The organism is Pseudomonas sp. GM41(2012) (assembly GCF_000282315.2).
Lineage (GTDB): Bacteria > Pseudomonadota > Gammaproteobacteria > Pseudomonadales > Pseudomonadaceae > Aquipseudomonas.
Window position 1 is genome coordinate 249,783 of the sequence record NZ_AKJN02000006.1, and the last position, 19,547, is coordinate 269,329.

At 59.9% G+C, this 19,547-nt stretch carries 13 protein-coding genes; 7 read left to right on the forward strand and 6 right to left on the reverse strand.

The features are described from left to right. Window positions 1-18: 18 nt before the first annotated feature. The 5 genes from PMI27_RS24445 to PMI27_RS24425 all read right to left on the reverse strand — a co-directional run bounded on the left by PMI27_RS24445 (window position 19) and on the right by PMI27_RS24425 (window position 9,141). Entirely contained in the window at window positions 19-3,117 is a 3,099-nt protein-coding gene (locus tag PMI27_RS24445; protein ID WP_008157266.1) for an efflux RND transporter permease subunit, read from the reverse strand. Next, the gene (locus PMI27_RS24440; protein WP_008157264.1) at window positions 3,114-4,226 is read right to left on the reverse strand and encodes an efflux RND transporter periplasmic adaptor subunit; all 1,113 of its coding nucleotides are present in this window, start codon (window positions 4,224-4,226) and stop codon (window positions 3,114-3,116) included. Before PMI27_RS24440 ends, PMI27_RS24445 begins: the two co-directional genes overlap by 4 nt. A 30-nt stretch (window positions 4,227-4,256) precedes the next feature. Then, complete coding sequence (locus PMI27_RS24435) at window positions 4,257-5,771, reverse strand: efflux transporter outer membrane subunit (protein ID WP_008157262.1); 1,515 nt, start codon at window positions 5,769-5,771, stop codon at window positions 4,257-4,259. Window positions 5,772-5,890: 119 nt separating this feature from the next. Next, a complete protein-coding gene (locus PMI27_RS24430) occupies window positions 5,891-6,106 on the reverse strand; it encodes a hypothetical protein (RefSeq protein WP_008157260.1) in 216 nt (71 codons plus the stop codon). Between the two features lie 137 nt (window positions 6,107-6,243). Beyond that, complete coding sequence (locus tag PMI27_RS24425) at window positions 6,244-9,141, reverse strand: AAA family ATPase (RefSeq protein ID WP_008157258.1); 2,898 nt, start codon at window positions 9,139-9,141, stop codon at window positions 6,244-6,246. 276 nt (window positions 9,142-9,417) lie between these two features. Here PMI27_RS24425 and mhpA point away from each other — a divergent pair, with 276 nt between their 5' ends. Then, complete coding sequence (gene mhpA, locus PMI27_RS24420; protein WP_008157256.1) at window positions 9,418-11,076, forward strand: bifunctional 3-(3-hydroxy-phenyl)propionate/3-hydroxycinnamic acid hydroxylase MhpA; 1,659 nt, start codon at window positions 9,418-9,420, stop codon at window positions 11,074-11,076. A gap of 2 nt (window positions 11,077-11,078) precedes the next feature. Then, window positions 11,079-11,726, forward strand: coding sequence for a TetR/AcrR family transcriptional regulator (locus tag PMI27_RS24415; protein WP_008157254.1), 648 nt, complete (start codon window positions 11,079-11,081; stop codon window positions 11,724-11,726). Between the two features lie 7 nt (window positions 11,727-11,733). On the opposite strand, the gene PMI27_RS24410 is transcribed toward PMI27_RS24415, so the two are convergent. Continuing rightward, window positions 11,734-12,984, reverse strand: a complete 1,251-nt coding sequence (locus PMI27_RS24410) for an NADH:flavin oxidoreductase/NADH oxidase family protein (RefSeq protein ID WP_008157252.1) — start codon at window positions 12,982-12,984, stop codon at window positions 11,734-11,736. Between the two features lie 227 nt (window positions 12,985-13,211). Between PMI27_RS24410 and PMI27_RS24405 the strand changes: the two genes are divergently transcribed. The 5 genes from PMI27_RS24405 to PMI27_RS24385 all read left to right on the forward strand — a co-directional run bounded on the left by PMI27_RS24405 (window position 13,212) and on the right by PMI27_RS24385 (window position 19,437). Beyond that, window positions 13,212-13,826 carry a TetR/AcrR family transcriptional regulator gene (locus PMI27_RS24405; protein ID WP_008157250.1) on the forward strand — a complete coding sequence of 205 codons (615 nt, stop codon included), beginning with the start codon at window positions 13,212-13,214 and terminating at the stop codon, window positions 13,824-13,826. A gap of 85 nt (window positions 13,827-13,911) precedes the next feature. Next, on the forward strand, window positions 13,912-15,003 hold the full coding sequence (locus tag PMI27_RS24400; protein ID WP_008157248.1) for a VOC family protein: 1,092 nt from the start codon (window positions 13,912-13,914) through the stop codon (window positions 15,001-15,003). Between the two features lie 99 nt (window positions 15,004-15,102). Beyond that, complete coding sequence (locus tag PMI27_RS24395; protein WP_008157246.1) at window positions 15,103-16,059, forward strand: fumarylacetoacetate hydrolase family protein; 957 nt, start codon at window positions 15,103-15,105, stop codon at window positions 16,057-16,059. Then, a complete protein-coding gene (locus PMI27_RS24390; protein WP_008157244.1) occupies window positions 16,059-17,960 on the forward strand; it encodes an acyl-CoA synthetase in 1,902 nt (633 codons plus the stop codon). Before PMI27_RS24395 ends, PMI27_RS24390 begins: the two co-directional genes overlap by 1 nt. 157 nt (window positions 17,961-18,117) lie before the next feature. After that, the gene (locus PMI27_RS24385; RefSeq protein ID WP_008157242.1) at window positions 18,118-19,437 is read left to right on the forward strand and encodes an outer membrane protein transport protein; all 1,320 of its coding nucleotides are present in this window, start codon (window positions 18,118-18,120) and stop codon (window positions 19,435-19,437) included. Window positions 19,438-19,547 lie beyond the last annotated feature (110 nt).

Below are 19,547 nucleotides of genomic sequence, written 5' to 3' on the forward strand. Positions count from 1 at the left end.
TCACGGATGTATAGCGGCTCACTCAGATGCGAGCGCGACATCCCCCCGGACCTGTTGGGTGTCTGCGGCCGTCTGGCGACCCACCTTGAACCATGCTGCGTACAACGCCGGGACGAAGAAAATCGTCAGCAGTGTTGCCACGGTAAGGCCGCCCATGATCGCGATTGCCATGGGGCCCCAGAACACACTGCGCGTTAACGGGATCATTGCAAGCACGGTGGCCAGCGCCGTCAACATCACTGGACGGGCTCGGTGGATGGCAGCATCCAGCACAGCATTCCACGGGTCACGCCCTTCAGCGATCTCGATTTGCACTTGATCGATCAGGATCACCGCGTTGCGCATGATCATGCCACCCAGTGCGATGATCCCCAGGATCGCAACAAAGCCCAGCGGCGACTGGAACACCAGCAGCGCTGGCACCACTCCGATCAAGCCCAGCGGTGCGGTCAGCACCACCATCCACATGCGGGAAAAGTTCTGCAGTTGCAGCATAAGCAACAGAAGGATAGTGACCAGCATCAGCGGGGCCACCGCGAGTAGCGCTTTGTTGGCCTTGTTACTTTCTTCAACCGCTCCGCCCACATCGATGCGGTAACCGGTCGGCAGCCTGGCTTCGATGTCCTTAAGCAACGGCTGGATTTCCTGCGTCACTGATACACCCTGTTCTCCGTCCTTCACATCGGCACGCACAGTGATCGCCATGTCGCGATTTCGGCGCCACAGTACCGGCTCTTCCAGTTCCGCGCGCACCTGTGCGACTTGCGACAGCGGCACCACCGTGCCCTGACGCGTATAAAGGTTGATGTCTTTCAGCGTGTCGAGGCTCAAGCGTTCCTCTGGCACGGCACGAGCCACGATGTCGATCAGGTCCTCGTGCTCACGTAGCTGCGACAAGGTAGCGCCGTTCATCACGGTCTGGGTCGCCAGCGACACGTCGGCCGGCGTGAGGCCGAGCGCGCTCGCCTTGTCCTGATCCAGCTCGACCTTCAGCGTGCGAACCGGGTCGTTCCAGTCGAGCTGGAGATCACGCACCTTCGAGTTGGCCCCGACCACCTTCTCCACCTGGCGGGCAATTTGGCGTACAACCTGGGTATCGGGCCCCACGACGCGGAATTGCACGGGGTAGCCGACGGGTGGACCCAGCTCAAGCCGGGTTACACGCACCCATGCCTGCGGGAATTGTTGGTCAGCCGAGGCCATCAATCGCGCACGTACCCGCTCGCGTGCATCCAGGTCCTTGGTCATCACAACGAACTGGGAAAAGCCCGGATTCGGCAGCTCGGGGTTGAGCGAGAGGTAGAAGCGCGGTGCGCCGGCGCCGGTGTAGGCGGTGAAGTACTTGACCTCTTCGTCCTTCGACAGCAACGCCTCCATCCGTTTCACCTGCTCGGTGGTCGCCGCGATGGACGAGCCCTCTTTCAAGCGCAGGTCGATGACCAACTCAGGGCGCGAACTGTTGGGAAAGAATTGCTGTGGCACAAACTTCATGCCGGCCAATGCAAGTGCCAGGGCTCCAAACGTTGCGCCGATGACAACCCAGCGACGCTCAATGGCGGTATCGATCAGGCCACGCAGCCTGCGGTAGGGCTTCGTGTCATACGGATCACCGGCATGCTGGTGCTTGCCGAAGTCTTTGGGCAGCATCTTGACCGCCAGGTACGGTGTGAAGATACCCGAGCAAATCCACGAGAACAGCACTGCGGCACCGACGATCCAGAAAATGCCACCCGCGTACTCGCCCGTGGTGGATTTCGAAAGGCCAATGGGCAGGAAGCCCACGACGGTGATGAGTGCGCCGGTCAGGCGCGGCATGGCGGTGGACTGATAGGAGAAGGCGGCCGCCTTTACGCGGTCCATGCCGGCCTCCATCTTCACCACCATCATTTCGATAGCGATGATCGCGTCATCGACCAGCAGGCCGAGCGCAATGATCAGTGAGCCGAGCGAGATGCGCTCGAGGTTCCAACCCATCGCCAGCATCACCAGCGCCACACCACCCAGCACCAGCGGCACCGAGGTCGCGACCACAATGCCAGTGCGCCAACCCAGGCTGACCAGGCTCACCGCGATGACGATGATCAGCGCCTCCATCAGTGACCGCTCGAAGTCCCAGATTGCGTCTTTCACCGTGGAGGGCTGGTCGGCTACGCGCTCCAGTTCCACGCCATGCGGCAGCTCGGACTGGATCTTGTCGACCGCCGTCTCTATCGCGTTGCCAAGGTCCACGATGTTGCCGTCGCTGGTCATCGTGATGCCTAGCATCAGCACTGGCTGGCCGTTGTGGCGAACCGTGTAGGTTGGCGGATCCTCAAAGCCACGTGTAACGGTCGCAATGTCGCCGAGCTTGATCTGCCGGCCGCCTGCGGCGATGGGCACGTTGCGGATAGCCTCTTCGCTGGTGAACTGGCCGCTCACGCGCACCATGACGCGGTCGCCGTTGGTGTCGATCTGGCCTGCGGGCAACATGGCGTTCTGGCTCTTGAGGCTTTCGGCGATGGCCAGCGGTGTAATGCCCAGCGCTGCCAGGCGCTCGTGCGAGAACTCGACGTAGACACGCTTGGCCTGCTTGCCGATCACATCGATCTTCTTGACCATCGGCACCTTCAGCATGCGGCGCTTGATGTCCTCGGCGGCGTCCGACAAGTCAGCATGGCCAATACCGTCGCCCTTGACCGCGTACATCAGGCCATACACGTCGCCGTATTCGTCGTTTACGATCGGGCCGATCACGCCGTCAGGCAGCTCAAGGCTCAGGTCATTGAGTTTCTTGCGCGCCTGATACCAGGCCTCGCGCTGATCGGCCTTGGAGGTGCCGCCGCGCACGGTTAGCGTCATACCCGCGTAGCCTTGCCGCGCGTAGGTGACCACTTTCTCGAAGTTGTCGATCTGCTCGAATTTCTTCTCCATGCGGTTCAGGACCTGGTCCTGCATCTGCTGGGCGGTGGCGCCAGGCCAGATGACCATGGTAGTCATGGAGGGCACGGAAAAGTTCGGATCCTCGAGCTGACCCAGCCTGGTGAAGCTGAAGACGCCGGCCACCGCGACAAGAAGGAGCATGAACAGGACGATGGCGCGATGACGCAGCGCCCAGTCGGTGAGGTTGAAGTTGTTCATCGGGCGGCCTGCTGCGTGGTGTTCGCGTCAACGATTGTCGTCACGGGTAGCGCGACCTTCAGGCCGGAAGTCATTTTCTGGACGCCGGCGGTGACGACCAGTACGCCAGCCTTGGGGCCAGAGACGAGCACCTCATCTTTGCGGTAACCCCAAACGGCCACATGCTCCAGTTCGACGATGCCTACCGGATCTTTGCCCGCAGGCGTGACTACCCACAGCGCCGGCTGGCCGCTGCTTTGCGTCAGTGCCGTGGCCGGCACTGCCGCTACTGAGACATCAGTCATCACGCGTTCGGCCATTACCGTGGCAGTGGCGCCCAGCGGCAGCGCCTGTACTGGCTTAAGCCGCGCGCGATAGGTGCGTGTCTGCGCCGCAGCCTGCGGCGACAGCTCGCGCAGCGTGACATCGAATACCTCGTTCGGCGCACTGGCCAGCGATGCCTTGAACTGCGCGTTCTTGAATACGGACAACTGATCTTCGGGCACGTCGATGACGATCTCCGATTCATCTGGATTCGCAATCGAGACAACCGGTTGGCCCTCCGCCACGACCTGGCCTGCCTCAATGCGCACAGCCGTGACCACACCGCTACGGGACGCGCGCAGAACGGTGTACTTGAGCCGATTGCGTGCGAGTTCAAGCTTTCGCGCTTCAGCCTCGGCGGTCGCATGCGCGGTTTGGGCATTCGTATGTGCGCGCTCGTCGTCGGCCGCACTGACCGAGCCGTCAGTCTTCAGCGCGGTCAGGCGCTGGCGATCCGAATCGGCCTGGCGAGTTTGCTCGACGGAAACCGTCCACTGTTGTCGCGACGCTTCCTCAGCGAGGCGGTAGTCGCTGTCATCCAGCACAGCCAATAGGTCGCCTTCGCGCACAAACTGACCTACGTCGACCTTGCGTTGGGCTATCTTGCCACCCACGCGAAAGGCTTGGTCGACTTCATGCCGCGACTGTACGATGCCCACGTAACGACTGCTTTCGCGGGCATTGTCGTAGCTGATTTCAACGGTGCGTACTGGTCGTGGCGCCGGCACGGACGGCTTATCCGGGCTGCACGCGCAAAGCAGAGCGGCGACGGCCAAAACGCCGGCCGTAGTAAGGGAATTCTTCAAGACAGTTCCTCTTTGAAAATCGACAGATTCTTAGGAAAGTGGTGGCCGGTCGGCTTTGGCGGTTGCAGTCGGGTTTGAGGGTTGTTCAAACACCTGCCAGCCCCCACCCAGTGCCTTGTAGAGCTGCACACTGTCGAGCAGCAGCCGGGTGTCGCTGTCGTTCGCACTCAGGCGCACCGCGAGGCGTGTCCGTTGCGCGTCCAGCAGAGGCAACAGGTCGATCTGCCCTCTGTCGTAGAGCGACTGCGCATGGTTCAGTGCCGCCTCTGCGGAGTCGGTGGCCGACTGCAACGACGCAGCACGCTGGCGCTCTTGCCCCTGCGTGACGAGGGCGTTTTCCACGTCCTCGAGCGCGCGCACAATGCCGTCTTCGGCACGTAATAACGCCTCACGCTGACCGCTCTCGGCCACGTCGTTGATCGCGCGCGTGCGGCCGGCATTGAAGATCGGCATGGTGAGCAGAGCGGCCACGTTGGTGAAGCGGGCAGCGCCGAGATCCAGGCCGTTCATCTCAAGGCCCTGGCGGCCATAAGAGGCACCGAGGAACAGCCGCGGGAACCACTCAGCCGCGGCTTGTTGACGGCGCGCATTGGCAGCATCGAGCTGCGCCATCAGCGCCAATACATCAGGCCGGCGCTGTAGCAGGGTGGCGGGTTGTCCCTGTCGGGCCTCGGGCGCCAGCACGTTGGCATTGGATGGCTGGATACTGGCGGCGTTAATGGCCTGGTCACCAATCAATACTGCGATGCGGTGCCGCGCTACAGCAGCCAGGGTTTCCAAAGGAGGAATTTGCGCGTGCGCCGATGCGGCATCGGTCTGTGCGCGCTCGACGTCGAAGGAGGTTGCCAGTCCCGCACGGTGACGTGCGTTAACCAGGCGCAGTGTTTCGTCCTGTGCCGCGGAGATGGCGCGCAATGTTTCGACCTGGTGCGTCGCACCCACCAGTGTGAAGTAGTTGCTGGCTACATCGCTCATCACGAGCAGACGAACGCCGCGTACACCGTCCTCCGCAGCCACTGCCTCGGCGTCGGCCGCTGCCGCACCAGCGCGCAGGCGTCCGCTCAGATCCAGCTCCCATGAGACGTCAAGGCCCGCCCCCACAGTCTCGGTATCTGGCATCCCCTGTTTCTTGGCGGTGCTGTAACCGCTGCTACGATCGGAGCCGAAGGCGGACATTCCGACACTTGGAAAGAGCCCGGAGCGGCTGATCGTCTCACCGGCACGAGCGGTACGTACGCGCTCGGCAGCTATCTTGATATCGCGGTTCTCGCGCATTGCGCGGCGCACCAGATCTGATAACACCGGGTCGTTGAACGTCTCCCACCACGCGACTTCGGGTTCCATCTCGGAAGCCGTGCTTGCGGCGAACTTTTGCGGTAGGGGAACCGACAGTTTGGCCGCCTCCGTGGAACAACCGGTCAACGCCAGAGCGATAGAGGTGGCGAGCGCCGCACTCGTTACAAAACCGAGCAGGCGTTCAGCATGTTGCAAGGGCGCCTGCCCGAGGTAACGGGCCAGTGAACAGGAAGTGGAAAATCGCGACATCAGAGTGAGCTCGTGTAGATTCGAGGTTGCATCAGCGTAGGGGCGGGTGTGCGCGAAGTCGTCAGCGAACCGTCGCTGTTCGGTCGCCATGCGCTCATCTTGCGTTGCTGTTGAAGGGGTCACTCGGGGCCGGTGTCTACCGCCTGTTCACTGACCGCTGACGCCAGATCCGAGTCAATCGACTCCAGCAACTCTTCAGCAGACGAGAACTCGCGTTGACGCCCGGTGACCAGGTTTTCGAGGCGGCCTAACAGGGCTCCCGGCGCGGCATCACTACGCAACTTGACTACGTATGAGCGGCGGCTCGGGTATTTGGATTCAGGGTTCAGGCTCATCGCAGACCAGGGGTTCAAGAAAGTTCGACGAAAGCGTAGGCCGTCCCCTGGGTCGAGTCGTAAGCGAAAGGTCAGAGTTCGGTCGGGTCAGCACCCGCGAAACAGAGACGGCGACCAAGGAAGGGTACGCCGTCGCTTCAAGGCGACTTGGCAGTCTGAAGCAGTGAATGCGCACGTTTAGCCAGTTCGGTTCCGGCCGTTTCGGGCAATCGGTCAATCAGTGTCGACAATGCCTGGCGGTCCTCGGCCGTAGCCGCGTGATGCTCACACAACTCCACCCGCGCTAGCAGCTCCAGCCACGGTGCTTCCTGGGCGCGAGCCTCCTCAACTGCACGCCGCACCGCCACGCTGCCGGCGTCGGGCTGACCCTGCGCTCGCGCAATCGCTGCCTCCAGCAGTAATAGCTGCGGCAGGTATACGCGCTCGCCCAGTTCCTCGCCCACTCGAAGTGCTTCCCGTAGCTCGACTTGTGCGGCGTCGCAATCACCCGCCAGCAGCAACGCCTCGGCGGCGTAGCCGAGTACCTCGCTGGCTCCGGAGCGCATGCCGAGCCCGGTGTGTTCTTCGTAGGCTTCGCGGATGCGACGGTAGCCGTCGCTCGGGGAGCCGCTGCGCGCGTCGGCCCAACCGTGCCACCAACGGCAAGCCGTACGCCCCAGTGCAAGCGAATGCTCATCGACCAGCGCCTGCATGTCGTCGGCCAGCGCAGCCACACGCACGTGGTTTCCCATCCGCACCTCGATCAATACCTCCTGCCAGGCGGCGACCAGCCAGGTCATGGGCTGGCGCAACGCCTGCGCACGTACCCGCGCCTGTTGCAGATGGACTCGAGCTTGCGCAACCAGACCAGAGCGCAAGAGTTCTATCGCCAGCATGCCTTGAAGCATGACTTGGGGATCCGCCGCAAAGATATTGTTTGCCCCGATGTCCAGCGGCTCGGCGATCGCGAGGGCGCGCTCTAGCCAACGGCGGGTTGTCTGCGTGCGCCCCTGGAGGTGATGCACCTCGGCCTGCACGATGCACGCCGCCAGCATGAGCGCCGGATCGTTTGTGTCGCAGGAGAGGGCTTCGGCACGTTCCGCCACCTCCAGCGCCAGCGCGTAGTCGCCGCACAGTCCGAGCAGATAGCCGAAACCGTGCAGCAGGCGCCCGCGCATTGGATGCTCGGGTACATCGGCTAACAGCGTGTACGCGCGTTCGAACGCGTTCCTGGCTTCGCTGCCGACACCGAACGTGTGGAAGGCCGACATCCCCTGCAGCGTTGACAAGGTGATTTCGAGCGCATCGAGCTCCGTTCCTTCTGGTGCCTGCATGAGCAGGGCCAAGGCGCGCTCAGTAAGGCTGTAGCTCAAGTCCGGGCTGAAGTGCACCAATGCAGCTTCTGCGGCCTCGGCGTAGTAGCGCAGCGCAGTCATCGGCTGCCGAGCCCGATCGAAGTGCATTGCCAGTTCCGAGGCAGCAACCGGTACGCCTACCGTGCGCTCGCGTTCGAGAGCAGCGCCAACCTGGCGATGGAGTTGGGTACGCAATGAGCGCGGCGTGCGGTCGTACAGCACCTGGCGGAAGAGCGCATGCCGGAACGAGTAGGGCGGCTCCGCCGTCTCATCACCTTCGCAGGCCCGCGACGGTATGAGCCATACCTGCTCGCGTATCAGTTCCTCACAGGTGTGGGCCACCGAAGCGAGGTCGCGCTGAAGGGCCAGTGAAACCGTCTCAACCCGGAACTCGACCCCGCACACCGCTGCGGCCGAGAGCAGCGCACGCTGCTCCGGCCCAAGCTTGGCAATGTAGTGATCAATGATGGCTGCGAGGTTTTCGGGAACCGCCACACTCGCAAGCCGAGCTTCGATGGTGGCGTCGTCGTCCGTTGTGTCCATCACTTCTCTGATGACTGACGATACGAACAACGGCACACCGTCAGTGCGCTCGTGCAGGGCACGCACGAAGGCCTCATCGCATGCCAGCGAGGCCGAACGCAGCGCGATATAGTCAGCGACCTCGGTTTCCGAGAACGGATCAAGCACCACTTCCTCGCACAGACGTTGCAGGCGCAGTTCGTGGCGCAACGAACTGAGGGGATGATCGAGCGCAACCACCTCGGCGAGGCGGAAGCTCGACAGCCACATCAGCCGCGTGCGGCCGCGTCGTCGCGCCACATAATTGATCAACTGGACCGTCGCCCGATCGCTCCAATGCAGGTCTTCGGTCACCAGCAACAGCGGTCGCTGCTCCGTGTAGCGGTCCAGCAGTTCACCCATTTCCCTCAACATGCGGTCCGGACCGATTCCGGCTAACTCGCGCTGCAACGCGTCTCGCTCTTGCGCGGTACTTAACCACGGCAGTTGCAGCAGCCAGGTCGGCGCCACGGCGCGCAGCAGCGCCGGCAGGGTCGGGTCGCTGCGGCACAGATCGGCTAACGCCTCCAACACCGGCAGGTACGGCTCGCCAGTGCCGTAGTGTTCCACGCAATGGCCGCGTGCGCAGGCGATGCCGCCAAGGCTGGCGAGGAAATGTTCGATTAACGTGGTCTTGCCAATCCCCGGTTCTCCAGCGAGCCAGACCACGGCACGCTGGCCGCCATCCGCCCGTTCCCACGCCCGTTGCAGTCTTGATACCTCGGCGGTGCGACCGATGAATGGCGGTGACGGATGCGCGCCGGCCGCCGGCACCGTCACCGATACAGGTGGCTTCGACGGTACAGGGGAGGGCGCGGCGATGAAGCGATAGCCGCGCCTCGACACGGTCTCGATACAGCGGGGCTGCCGGGGGTCGTCGCCCAGCACCTTGCGCAAATCGCTGATGGCCGTTTTCAGTACCGAATCGCTGACAAACCGATGCCCCCACACGGCATCAAGCAAGGCATCTTTGGTCACTAGCGATCCCGGCTGGCGTGCAAGGACGCACAGCAGCGTGAAGGGAGTTGGCGCCAACGCCACGGCTTCTCCGTTGCGTAACAAGCAGGCGTTGGCTTCGTCGAGTTCGAACTCGACGAAGCGCAGTTGGACTGGATTCGGTTGGGGCTGTGGACGCGCCACGATTGATTCCTAAGACTGGGGCCGTTCTCCAATAACAACGCTGATCGGCTCTGAAGCCAAGCCTCATCGGTCGGAAACTGGCGCATGCGTGACTTCACTGCTGCGGCCCTGAGCCCCTGACACCTCGGTATTCCTCTCATAGTGGCCTGGCAATGATCTCAAAAAAATAATGACAACAATATCAATATTGAAATTTGTCTCAATTTTACATACCTTGACCCTGCCTGACGATGAGACCTGCGCGCCTCACGACTTCAATCACAACAAGGGCTCAAGATGAACAACAACAAGAAAGTTTCCGAATTGCCTCCCTCCGCCGTCGACGTGCTGGTCATCGGTAACGGTCCGGTAGGTGCGACAATCGCGGCGCTGCTCGGCCGCTACGGGGTCACGACCCTGGTACTGGACAAGACCCATGAGGTCGTACTGATGCCTCGCGCCATTGCTCTGGACAACGAGGCGCTGCGCATCCTGCAACTCGCCGGTTTGTCGGAAGACGCTTTCGAGAAGATCGTTATCCCAGAAGTGAGGATGCACTCCCCGGTACTCGGGCAATTTGGTCGCGCCAATACTGAGGGGTGCATCGACGGCCATCCGAAACTAGTGACGTTCTATCAACCCGACCTCGAACACGCGGTGCGCAGCCAGGTCTCCCGACTGAAGTCAGTGACCAGTCTTGGTGGCTTCGAGCTTGAGAGTCTGGTCGAGGAGTCGGATGGCGTCGTCGCCTCCGTACGGGATCAGAATGGGCAATCGCATTCCGTTCGCGCCCAGTATCTGGTCGGTGCGGATGGCGCAAGCTCCAGGGTCAGGGCACTGATTGGCCAGGAGTTCGAAGGGCAGACCTATGCGGAGGATTGGCTGATTGTCGATGTCATGAACCGGCATAAGTCAGCGATTGATCACATTGAGTTTCTCTGTAATCCGCGGCGGCCGACGCCGCACATGCCCGCACCCGGTGGAAGGGAGCGTTGGGAGTTCATGCTGCAACCCGGTGAATCGCGCGAAGAGCTGGAAAGCCCGGAAAGCATAGCCCGGCTAATCGCGCCATGGATCAACCCGCGAGAGTTGCAAATCGAGCGCAAGGCGGTGTATCGATTCCACGCGCGCTGCTGCAACAGATTCAGCAAGGGACGCATCTTCCTCGCAGGCGACGCAGCGCATATCACCCCTCCCTTTGTCGGGCAAGGCCTCGTAGCGGGGCTTCGAGACGGCGCCAACCTTGCCTGGAAACTGGCTTGGGTCCTTCGCGGCCATGCCGCGCCTGCAATACTCGATACCTATGACGTAGAGCGCCGCCCCCATGCCCAGGCGATGATCAATCTAGCGAAACTCATGGGCCGCCTGGTGATGCCCAAAAACAAGATCGCAGCTTTCTTTATCCACGGCTTGATGCGCACGCTGGCGTTGACTCCCGCTACCAGGAGGTACTTCGAACAGTTGGACATCAAGCCTAAGAACACCTTCAAGCACGGCCTGTTCGTGCAGCATCGCCGGGGCGACAAACTGGTACGTGGCAGCCTGTTTCCCCAGGCCTGGGTTCGTAACATGCAAAAGCAGATCAAGCTGAGCGACGATGCTCTTGGAGACAACCTGACCCTGGTTGGATTGGGTGTTGACCCGTTGTCACTGCTAACCACTGATCAGATCGTTTCCTGGGAAAAAATGGGAGGCCATTTCTTAGAGGTCAGAACACGCGGCCAACGCTCCGGCGGCAGCTGTGACTTCATCGAAGACATGAACCATGACATCCTGCCGCTGGCCCCTAAAGGAACGCTGGTCGCGGTTCGTCCTGACCGTATCATCATGCACCACGCCCCTGGCGCAGAGGCAGACAGTCTCCTTCGTGACTGCCGGGGCCTGCTGGTCAGCGACCACGCCACTCCTGATAGCGTTTCCGTTACTATCAATGAGCCCACTAGATTGCGAGCTTGATAATGCATTCCCCCACTCTTCCTTTAGAAGCTGATGCGCCAGAACCTCTCACGAGAGGCCACAAGAAACGTGAGCGCACCCGTCGCGGCCTGGTGGACGCGGCATTGCGTCTTATCGCACGAAAGGAAGTGGGGGAGATCGCGCTGCTCGAGGTAGCCGCGGAAGCAGAGGTATCCAACGGTACCATCTACAACTATTTTCGAACTCGCGACGAAGTACTGGAGGCGGTGGGCATCGCCATGGCCGCCGAGTTCTCCGACGCCATTTCCGCCCTGAGCACGGACGTGAACTGCGGCGCACAGCGGCTTTCGATTGGCGTGCGCATGTTTGTATGCCGGGCCGCCGACGATCACGAATGGGCCAATGCACTGCTGCGCATCATCCATTTCGATCAGGCCATGCGCTCGCGTTTGGCTGCCCATGTGCTTGGCGACCTGCGTGAAGGTCTGCGCGAGGGCACTTTCGCCTACGAGGACGAAGGCATTGCCCTGGACATGGTTGTATCGTGCACAACCGGAGCAATGCGCTCGGTTGTCGAGGGGCGTGCAGTGGCAGAGCACGATCTGCGGGTCGCCGAAATGATTCTCCGGGCTCTGGGCGTAACACCTGCCAGAGCCAAGAGAATCGCCGGCAAGCCGCTACCTGCCTGATCTGATGTCATCCTTGATCAGGCCAGGCCTGATCAATCCATCGCCGATAGCGCTTTGCCTGGCGACGAGACTTCAGCTGATTGCCGATCAATGCCATGAGGGGCGACGTCCCGGGTTGTGTCCGTTTGCCTTGGCTCAGCAAGCCAAGCTGCTTCTTGATCACCGACGCCACTGCGAGCGATGCCAGCGCCTTGTTCTTCCAGTGAACGACGATGGGCTCCACTTTGATGTCCCGACCTGCCATCCACTGTCTCGGCAGGGCTGGCTCGATTGCCAGCGCAGTGGCAAGTCCGACCATCGACACTGAGCCGCTCACCACTCGCTCAGCGACCTCCTTTCTACGCACTCCGCCAGTGACCATCAGCGGCATGCGCGCTATTTCTCCTATTCTCTCCGCGAACTCGAGAAAGTAGGCTTCTCGAGCCAAGCGGCTGCCATCGCGGGTCTGCCCCTGCATCGCCGGGCTTTCGTAGCTACCACCCGATAACTCGACCAGATCGACCGCCTTGGTGTTGAGCATTTCCACCACGCGAGCCGCATCCTCGGCATTGAAACCGCCTCGCTGAAAGTCCGCGGAATTGAGTTTCACAGCGACGCAAAAGATCGGTGCTACTCGCTGACGTATCGCGTCGATGGTTTGCAGCAGAATTTGCGCACGATTCTCCAGGCTACCGCCCCAGCGGTCATTACGCTGGTTGGTCAAGGGCGACAGGAATTGGCTAAACAGATAGCCATGCGCTGCATGAATTTCCACACCAGTGAATCCGGCGCGCTCTGCCAGCACCGCCGCTTGGGTATAGCGCTCAATCAGCTCTTCGATCTCCTGCTCATTCAAGGCCCTGGGCGGCACAAAAGCTTTTGACAGTCCGGGGATATCGACCGCCACTGCGGAGGGGCCCCTTGCCGGTTGCCCCATGGAAGCCAATAGCTGTCGTCCGGGATGATTGATCTGCATCCAGGCCTGGGCCCCACGGCTGCGGCAGGCATCGGCCCATAGCCGGAAATTCACCAGGTTCCGATCGTCCTCAAGCACGACGCCAGCCGGTCCGGTCAAGGCGTGGCGATCAACCATGACGTTGCCAGTGATGATCAGACCGGCCCCACCTTCCGCCCAACGCCGATAGAGCTTAACCAGCGCTTCCCCTGGAGCGTGATCCTCATTGGCAAGGTTCTCCTCCATGGCAGCCTTGGCAATTTGGTTTGGAATCACCGTACCGTTAGGCAATCGAAGCGGTTTGAAGAGCTTTGAGCCGGTCATGTTCTGTCCTTCAGCTAATAAAAATTCGCCAACATAACTGAACACGAGTGTTCAATTATGTCAATGTGCAGGACTTTTGTTGACCAGACGACATCGATCGCTGCATCCAGATTACTAGGTTGTAGGCCTGTTTTCGGACAGAAAAACCTACATTCTTAAAAATAGGGTTGACGCAAAATGAACACGAGTGTTCAATCTGTCCATGAGGTAATCCTGGAGAGAGAACCGTGGAATCCCTAAATCCAACACAACGCCGCATTCATCAAGCTGCCTTTCGCCTGTTCGCCGAGAGAGGCACCTCACAAGTGAACATCCTTGACCTCGCGCAAGAGGCAGGCGTGGCGCGCGGAACGGTTTATAGCAACATCGACAGCATGGAAAACCTGTTCGAGGCGGTCGCCAGCCATCTCGCGAGGGAGATGCATGAGCGCGTCAACAAGAGCTTCAATTCCCTCTCGGATCCCGCTCAGCGCCTTGCCAATGGCATTCGATTCTTCATTCGCCGAGCCCACGAAGACTCCCAGTGGGGCGCGTTCATCCATAAATTCGCCATGAGCAATTCTGCGTTACGCGAAATGTTCAGCAGCCAAGCGACCAAGGATCTTCTGAGCGGGCTTGCCACTGGGCGCTACACGTTTGCGCAGGAGCAATTGCTCTCAGTACTGACGCTGATATCGAGCAGCGTGCTCGGCTCGATTTTCCTGGTACTGGAAGGTCACAGGACGTGGCGCGAATCGGGCTCTGACACCGCCGAGCTGGTACTGCGGGCATTGGGTGTGCCGCCAGAAGAGGCTCGTGCGTTGGCGACCAAAGAGTTGCCGGCACTTCCATCTCTCGACTGAGTTCGTCACTGACTTGACTGGATAAACCCCTGATTTTTCGGGGGTTCGGGACAGCTTTGCCCTAAAAACCCGGAAAACAAGAACAATGAACAACAAAAACGAATTGCACCGGTTGGCGACACCACACCCCGCGCGGCATCCGCAGCCGACGGTAAAGGCCCAGGATCTGACTCACCTGATCTTCCAGCGACCGGACTTGAATGAGGCAGCGCGTTTCCTGACTGACTTCGGCCTGACGGTCAGTCGGCAGGAGGCCGATACGCTCTACCTGCGGGCCACCGAAGCCACTGCATATTGTTACCGCGTCCAACGTGCCGAACATGCACGTTTCATCGGGTTCGGACTTGCAGTGCAGTCCCTGGAAGATCTGGAAAAGCTCACTCGAATCCCGGGTGCGTCATCGGTCGAGAAATCGGAACATCCGGGTAAAGGGTATTACGTCAGACTGACGGATCCATCCGGTTTCATTGTGGAGGCCGTTTGCGACCAGACGCCAGGCAAGACGCTGGCTCATAGAGCTCCTCTCCACTGGAACCTGGTGCACGAGCAACCGCGGATCAACGCCACGCAGCGCCCGCCGATTGCTCCCCCTGAAGTACTCAAACTCGGTCACATCGTCATTGAAGTGGCCGACTACCAAGCGACCTGTGCCTGGTATACGCAGCATTTCGGGTTTATTCCCAGCGATGTGCAGGTACTCCCCGACGGCACGCCTATCGTCACTTTTATGCGCCTTGATCTCGGTGATATTCCCGCGGATCACCATACGCTCGCGATTGCGCAAGGGTTCATGGCCACCTACAGCCATAGCGCCTATGAAGTCGTCGATGCAGACGCCGTGGGAATGGGGCAGCGCGTCCTGCGCGAGCGCGGTTGGGCGCACTCATGGGGTATCGGCCGGCACATTCTGGGCAGTCAGATCTTCGATTACTGGCAAGACCCTTGGGGCGATAAGCACGAGCATTACTGCGACGGGGATATTTTCACGGCCACTCGGCCTACTGGCATTCATCCGGTGAGTCCCGAGGCAATGGCGCAGTGGGGGCAGCGCATGCCCAAGAGTTTTACCAAACCCAAGATGAACCTGACCAACGTGCTTCTGCTGATCCGCAATCTGCGACGCAGCCCGGACCTGACCATTCGCAAGTTGATAACACTCATGCGGATGTTCGGGTAGAGCTGCCGCCATGTCGGACAACTCAACCCGCCTTCAGAACAACACCACAGTTCTCGCGCCACCGAACGCGGGACAAACGCCGCTCCAGGAGTACCTTCAATGTCTGCTGTACACGTAGTCCGCTTTGAATTTCAGAACGGTATCCACTGGGGCGTGCTTCGCCAGGGCCGTATCACGATTGTCCCCGGTGTTTTTGAAACCACCGGCGAATTCATTCGCCAGAACAGTATCGACGACCTCGCTCAACTGAAAGGTACAGAGCTTGCGGAGGGCGAAGTAAAACTGCTGTCGCCGGTGACCCGTAACCAGCAGTTCGTTTGCCAGGGCGCCAATTACCGTCAGCACATGATCGAGTCGGGCATGGACCCGGATGCGAAGAAATTCAACATGATCTTCACCAAGGCGACGAGTTGCCTGGTGGCGGCCGACAGCGACCTGATCAAGCCGCGCCACGTGCGCTTCCTGGACTACGAGATCGAACTGGGGCTTGTGATGAAACGCGCGATCACCGGTTCAGTGTCTGTCACCGACACTAATCTGCATGAGTTCATCGCCGGCGTCGTCATCGTCAATGACTACTCGGCGCGTGACATTCAGATTCCCCAGATGCAGTTCTACAAGGGCAAGAGCTACCGCACTTTCGGCCCGGTCGGCCCGTACCTCTGCCTTCTGGATGCCTCGAACATTCATTACCTGAAAGACCTGCAGCTGCGCCTGACGGTCAACGACCAGGTGCGACAGAACGACAGCACGGCCAACCTGGTTTACGGCCCGGCTGAAACCCTGACCGAACTCTCCGCCTTGCAAGATCTTGCCGTTGGCGACCTGATCGCCACCGGCACTCCAGCGGGTTGTGCGCTAACGATTCCTTCGCCTGCGAAACAGCGCATTGCAGCCCTGATGCCCGAAGCCACCAAGTGGAAGCTTTTCCTCAAGGCGCAGGAAGGCCGGACGCAGTATCTCAAGGCAGGTGACGTGGTCGAGGCACGCATTCGCAGCGCCGATGGAGTGGTCGACCTCGGTGTGCAACGCAACCGAGTCGTGGGGGAAGCCTGATGGTTGTGCAGACCCTGAACGACATCGAAAGTCTTGAACGAGTCCCCTTGTCGGAGCGTGGCCTGGCTTGCAGCACTTATGAAGCGCTGCGTCAGGCGGTCGAGCGTACCCCCGAGGCACCAGCGCTGAGTTTCTTTGCCGATGCCGCCGATTTCAAGCGCACCTGCGAGTGGAACTACTCCCAGCTCTTCGCGGAGATCACCCGCGCGGCCAATGCCTTCCATGACCTGGGTATAAAACCGGGTGAGGTGCTGGCCTTCATCCTGCCCAACCTGCCGGAAACCCATTTCACTATCTGGGGCGGGGAGGCGGCGGGGATCGTCATGGCGATCAATCCTCTGCTCGAGGCCAAGCAGATGGCTGGCTTGCTGAATGCCGCGAAGGCATCCGTGGTGGTGACACTCGCGCCGACTCCAGGCAGCGATCTGTGGCCAAAACTGGCTTCGCAGCTGGATCAGTTACCCACGGTCAGGTCTGTCGTTTGGGTCAGCATGGAACCCTATGTCGCCGAACCTGTGCGTGAGGCTCTTAAGGTCGCGTCACTGAAGGAGCGAGACTTACACAGCGGTATCGCGATTCATGATCTGCAATCGCTGATGAAGACTCAGCCGCACACACACCTCAAGAGCGGTCGGCAAATCCGCCAGGAGGAGTGCTCTTCTTACATCTGTACGGGCGGCACCACCGGGCTGCCCAAGATCGCGGCGCGTACCCATGGCTCGGAGGTCTTCAACGCATGGGCCGTGGCTGCTCACTTGCAGCCACGCAGTGGGGGCCAGGTTATCTTTTGTGGCCTGCCGCTGTTTCATGTCAATGGCCAGTTGGTGACTGGACTGATGCCTTGGACTCAAGGCGACCACGTGATCCTCGGGACGCCTCAGGGGTATCGTGGCGAGGGGGTGATTTCACGATTCTGGGAGATGGTCGAGCACTTCGGTATCAACCTCTTTTCCGGCGTGCCTACTGTCTATGCGGCACTTCTGCAAAATGAATGGCAGGGCCGCGACCTATCCAGTCTTCGCTTTGCCATGTGTGGCGCCGCACCCATGCCGGCTGAGCTTTTCCGAGAGTTCGAGCGCCGGACCGGGGTAAAGATCCTTGAAGGTTATGGCCTCACCGAGGGCGCCTGCGTCTCCTCGATCAATCCGCCCCATGGCGAGCGCCATATCGGCTCCATCGGGATACGGATCGCCTACCAGAATATGCGCGCGGTCTTGCTCAACGATGCGGGAGAGTACCTGCGCGACGCCGACGTGGATGAGATCGGCCTCATCACGATCACTGGTCCGAATCTCTTCAATGGCTATCTGGAGGAGCGTCATCACCAGGGCCTCTGGATCGATATCGACGGTCAGCGCTGGCTGAATACGGGCGACTTGGGTCGTCAGGATGCGCAGGGTTATTTCTGGCTGACCGGACGCAAGAAGGAATTGATCATCCGTGGCGGTCACAACATCGATCCCAAGCAAATCGAGGAGGCTCTTCAGGCGCATCCTGCAGTCGCCTTGGCCGCTGCAATCGGCAGCCCCGATGCCTACTCGGGCGAGGTGCCGATCGCCTACGTTCAACTGCGCCCCGGGCAAGTTTGCAACGCCGAAGAACTTGAGGCGTTCGCGCATCTCAACATCAGCGAGCGGGCAGCCGTTCCCAAGCGCATTGAAATCCTCGAAGCGTTGCCACTGACTGCCGTGGGCAAGATATTCAAGCCCGCCTTGCAGCAGCGGGAAATTGCCAGAGTAGTCCAGCAGGAAGTGGAGCGTATGTGTCTGCAGGAAGTTGAGGTAGAGGTGGTACAGGATGGACGACGCGGGCTAGTCGCATGCATCCGGGCGGGAGGCAACCAGGAGTCGCTGGCCCTTCTTCTAGGGCGCTATAGCTTTCAAGTGGAGTGGCTTAAATGAGTGCAAGTTCGCCTTCATAAGTTAAACAAACATGCCCTGGTACTCATCAGCCAGGGCCCTTTTCACAACTTCGATCAACTCCAACCGGCACTGACATGTGCACGGGAAGGCCAAGCCTTGCCTGCGTACAACCAACAAAAAGAATAAGAGGTGGACAATGAAAGTGAATAACCGTGCGATCCCGTGTTTCTCTGTTCAGCAAGCATTTGCTTCCTGGATCAAATTAACCGGCGCCGTAGCCATACTCAGCGCTTCAACAACTGCGGGGGCCAATGGCATTGCCCTGAACGAACAAAGTGCAAGCAGTGCGGGAACTGCTTATGCAGGAAGGTCGTCATCCGCGCTGGACGCCAGCACCATCTTTGGAAATCCAGCAGGCTTGACCAAGTTGAAGCGTAGTGAGATTTCCGGCGGAGCCGCGGTCGTCTCGGTGAGCGACGACATCAGTGATGCGCAAAGCAATGTCCCGGGCACCAATAAAGGCGACTCGGTACCTTTGGGAGTCGTGCCCTTCGCTTATATGTCGACGCCACTTGATGATCGCTTTTCGATTGGTCTGGGCCTCTATGCACCCAGTGGTCTGATCAATGATTACGAGAGCAGTTTTCAGGGCCGTTACCATGGTTCCTATAGCACGACCAAGGAAATAACCCTACAGCCCACCATTGCCTATCGGATCAATGATTACGTGTCCATTGGTGGTGGACCGACCATCAACCGTTTCAATGCAAAGCTTAAGAATTACCTGGCCACCGGCGCCCTGAACAATGGTGAGGACACACTGGTCACCATCAAAGGCGATGACACTGCACTTGGCTACAACGTAGGCATCCTGGTCGACTTTACTGAGGCAACCCGTTGGGGGATCAACTATCACTCGAAGGTGGATTATGAACTCGAAGGGCATACTGAGGTTTCTGGTTCCCCGAGTGTTATTCCGCTGGACGGGAATTATGACAACAAGATAGACCTCACGATGCCCGAATCCGTGGACACCTCTATCACCCATCATTTCAATAGTCGCTGGACGGGCTACCTGGGGACCACCTGGAAACGTTGGAGCCGGATCCAGAAGGTAGAGGCAGTCAACAGCGGTCTTACCCCCGTGGGCCAGGCGGCTGGCCTTGGAAGTGTGACTGAAGAAATGAACTGGCGTGACACTTGGAGCACCGCAGTGGGCGCCGCCTATCAATTGAACCAACAATGGCTGCTGCGCGCAGGCTACGCCTATGATCCATCGCCCGTTAGAAATGCCGATCGCAGCGTGCGCATTCCGGTTGGGAATCGCCAAGCCGTGACTTTGGGCGGTGCTTATTCGCCGAATGCCGATCTGACGATAGACTTTGCTTATGGTTATCTCTGGGACTCCAAAGTCTCGGTAAAACAGTCGAACAACTCCGGTCTTCAACCGGAGTACAGTGCCAAATACGACAATAGTGCCAATGGAGTTTCAGTGCAGGCAACCTATCGGTACTAATCAGCCTAACCCTGAGCATTTCCATTACAAATTGATTAAGTAGTTTTTCCAGCACCCATTACTGAACCTGTCATGGGGCTCTTTACAGCGGGCGGACGCTACGCGTTCCA

Coding starts and splice junctions, on each gene's coding strand:
- PMI27_RS24395 (WP_008157246.1), top strand. CDS start 15,103: ATGTCTGCTGTACACGTAGTCCGCTTTGAATTTCAGAACGGTATCCAC.
- PMI27_RS24435 (WP_008157262.1), bottom strand. CDS start 5,771: ATGTCGCGATTTTCCACTTCCTGTTCACTGGCCCGTTACCTCGGGCAG.
- mhpA (WP_008157256.1), top strand. CDS start 9,418: ATGAACAACAACAAGAAAGTTTCCGAATTGCCTCCCTCCGCCGTCGAC.
- PMI27_RS24390 (WP_008157244.1), top strand. CDS start 16,059: ATGGTTGTGCAGACCCTGAACGACATCGAAAGTCTTGAACGAGTCCCC.
- PMI27_RS24400 (WP_008157248.1), top strand. CDS start 13,912: ATGAACAACAAAAACGAATTGCACCGGTTGGCGACACCACACCCCGCG.
- PMI27_RS24385 (WP_008157242.1), top strand. CDS start 18,118: ATGAAAGTGAATAACCGTGCGATCCCGTGTTTCTCTGTTCAGCAAGCA.
- PMI27_RS24410 (WP_008157252.1), bottom strand. CDS start 12,984: ATGACCGGCTCAAAGCTCTTCAAACCGCTTCGATTGCCTAACGGTACG.
- PMI27_RS24445 (WP_008157266.1), bottom strand. CDS start 3,117: ATGAACAACTTCAACCTCACCGACTGGGCGCTGCGTCATCGCGCCATC.
- PMI27_RS24415 (WP_008157254.1), top strand. CDS start 11,079: ATGCATTCCCCCACTCTTCCTTTAGAAGCTGATGCGCCAGAACCTCTC.
- PMI27_RS24430 (WP_008157260.1), bottom strand. CDS start 6,106: ATGAGCCTGAACCCTGAATCCAAATACCCGAGCCGCCGCTCATACGTA.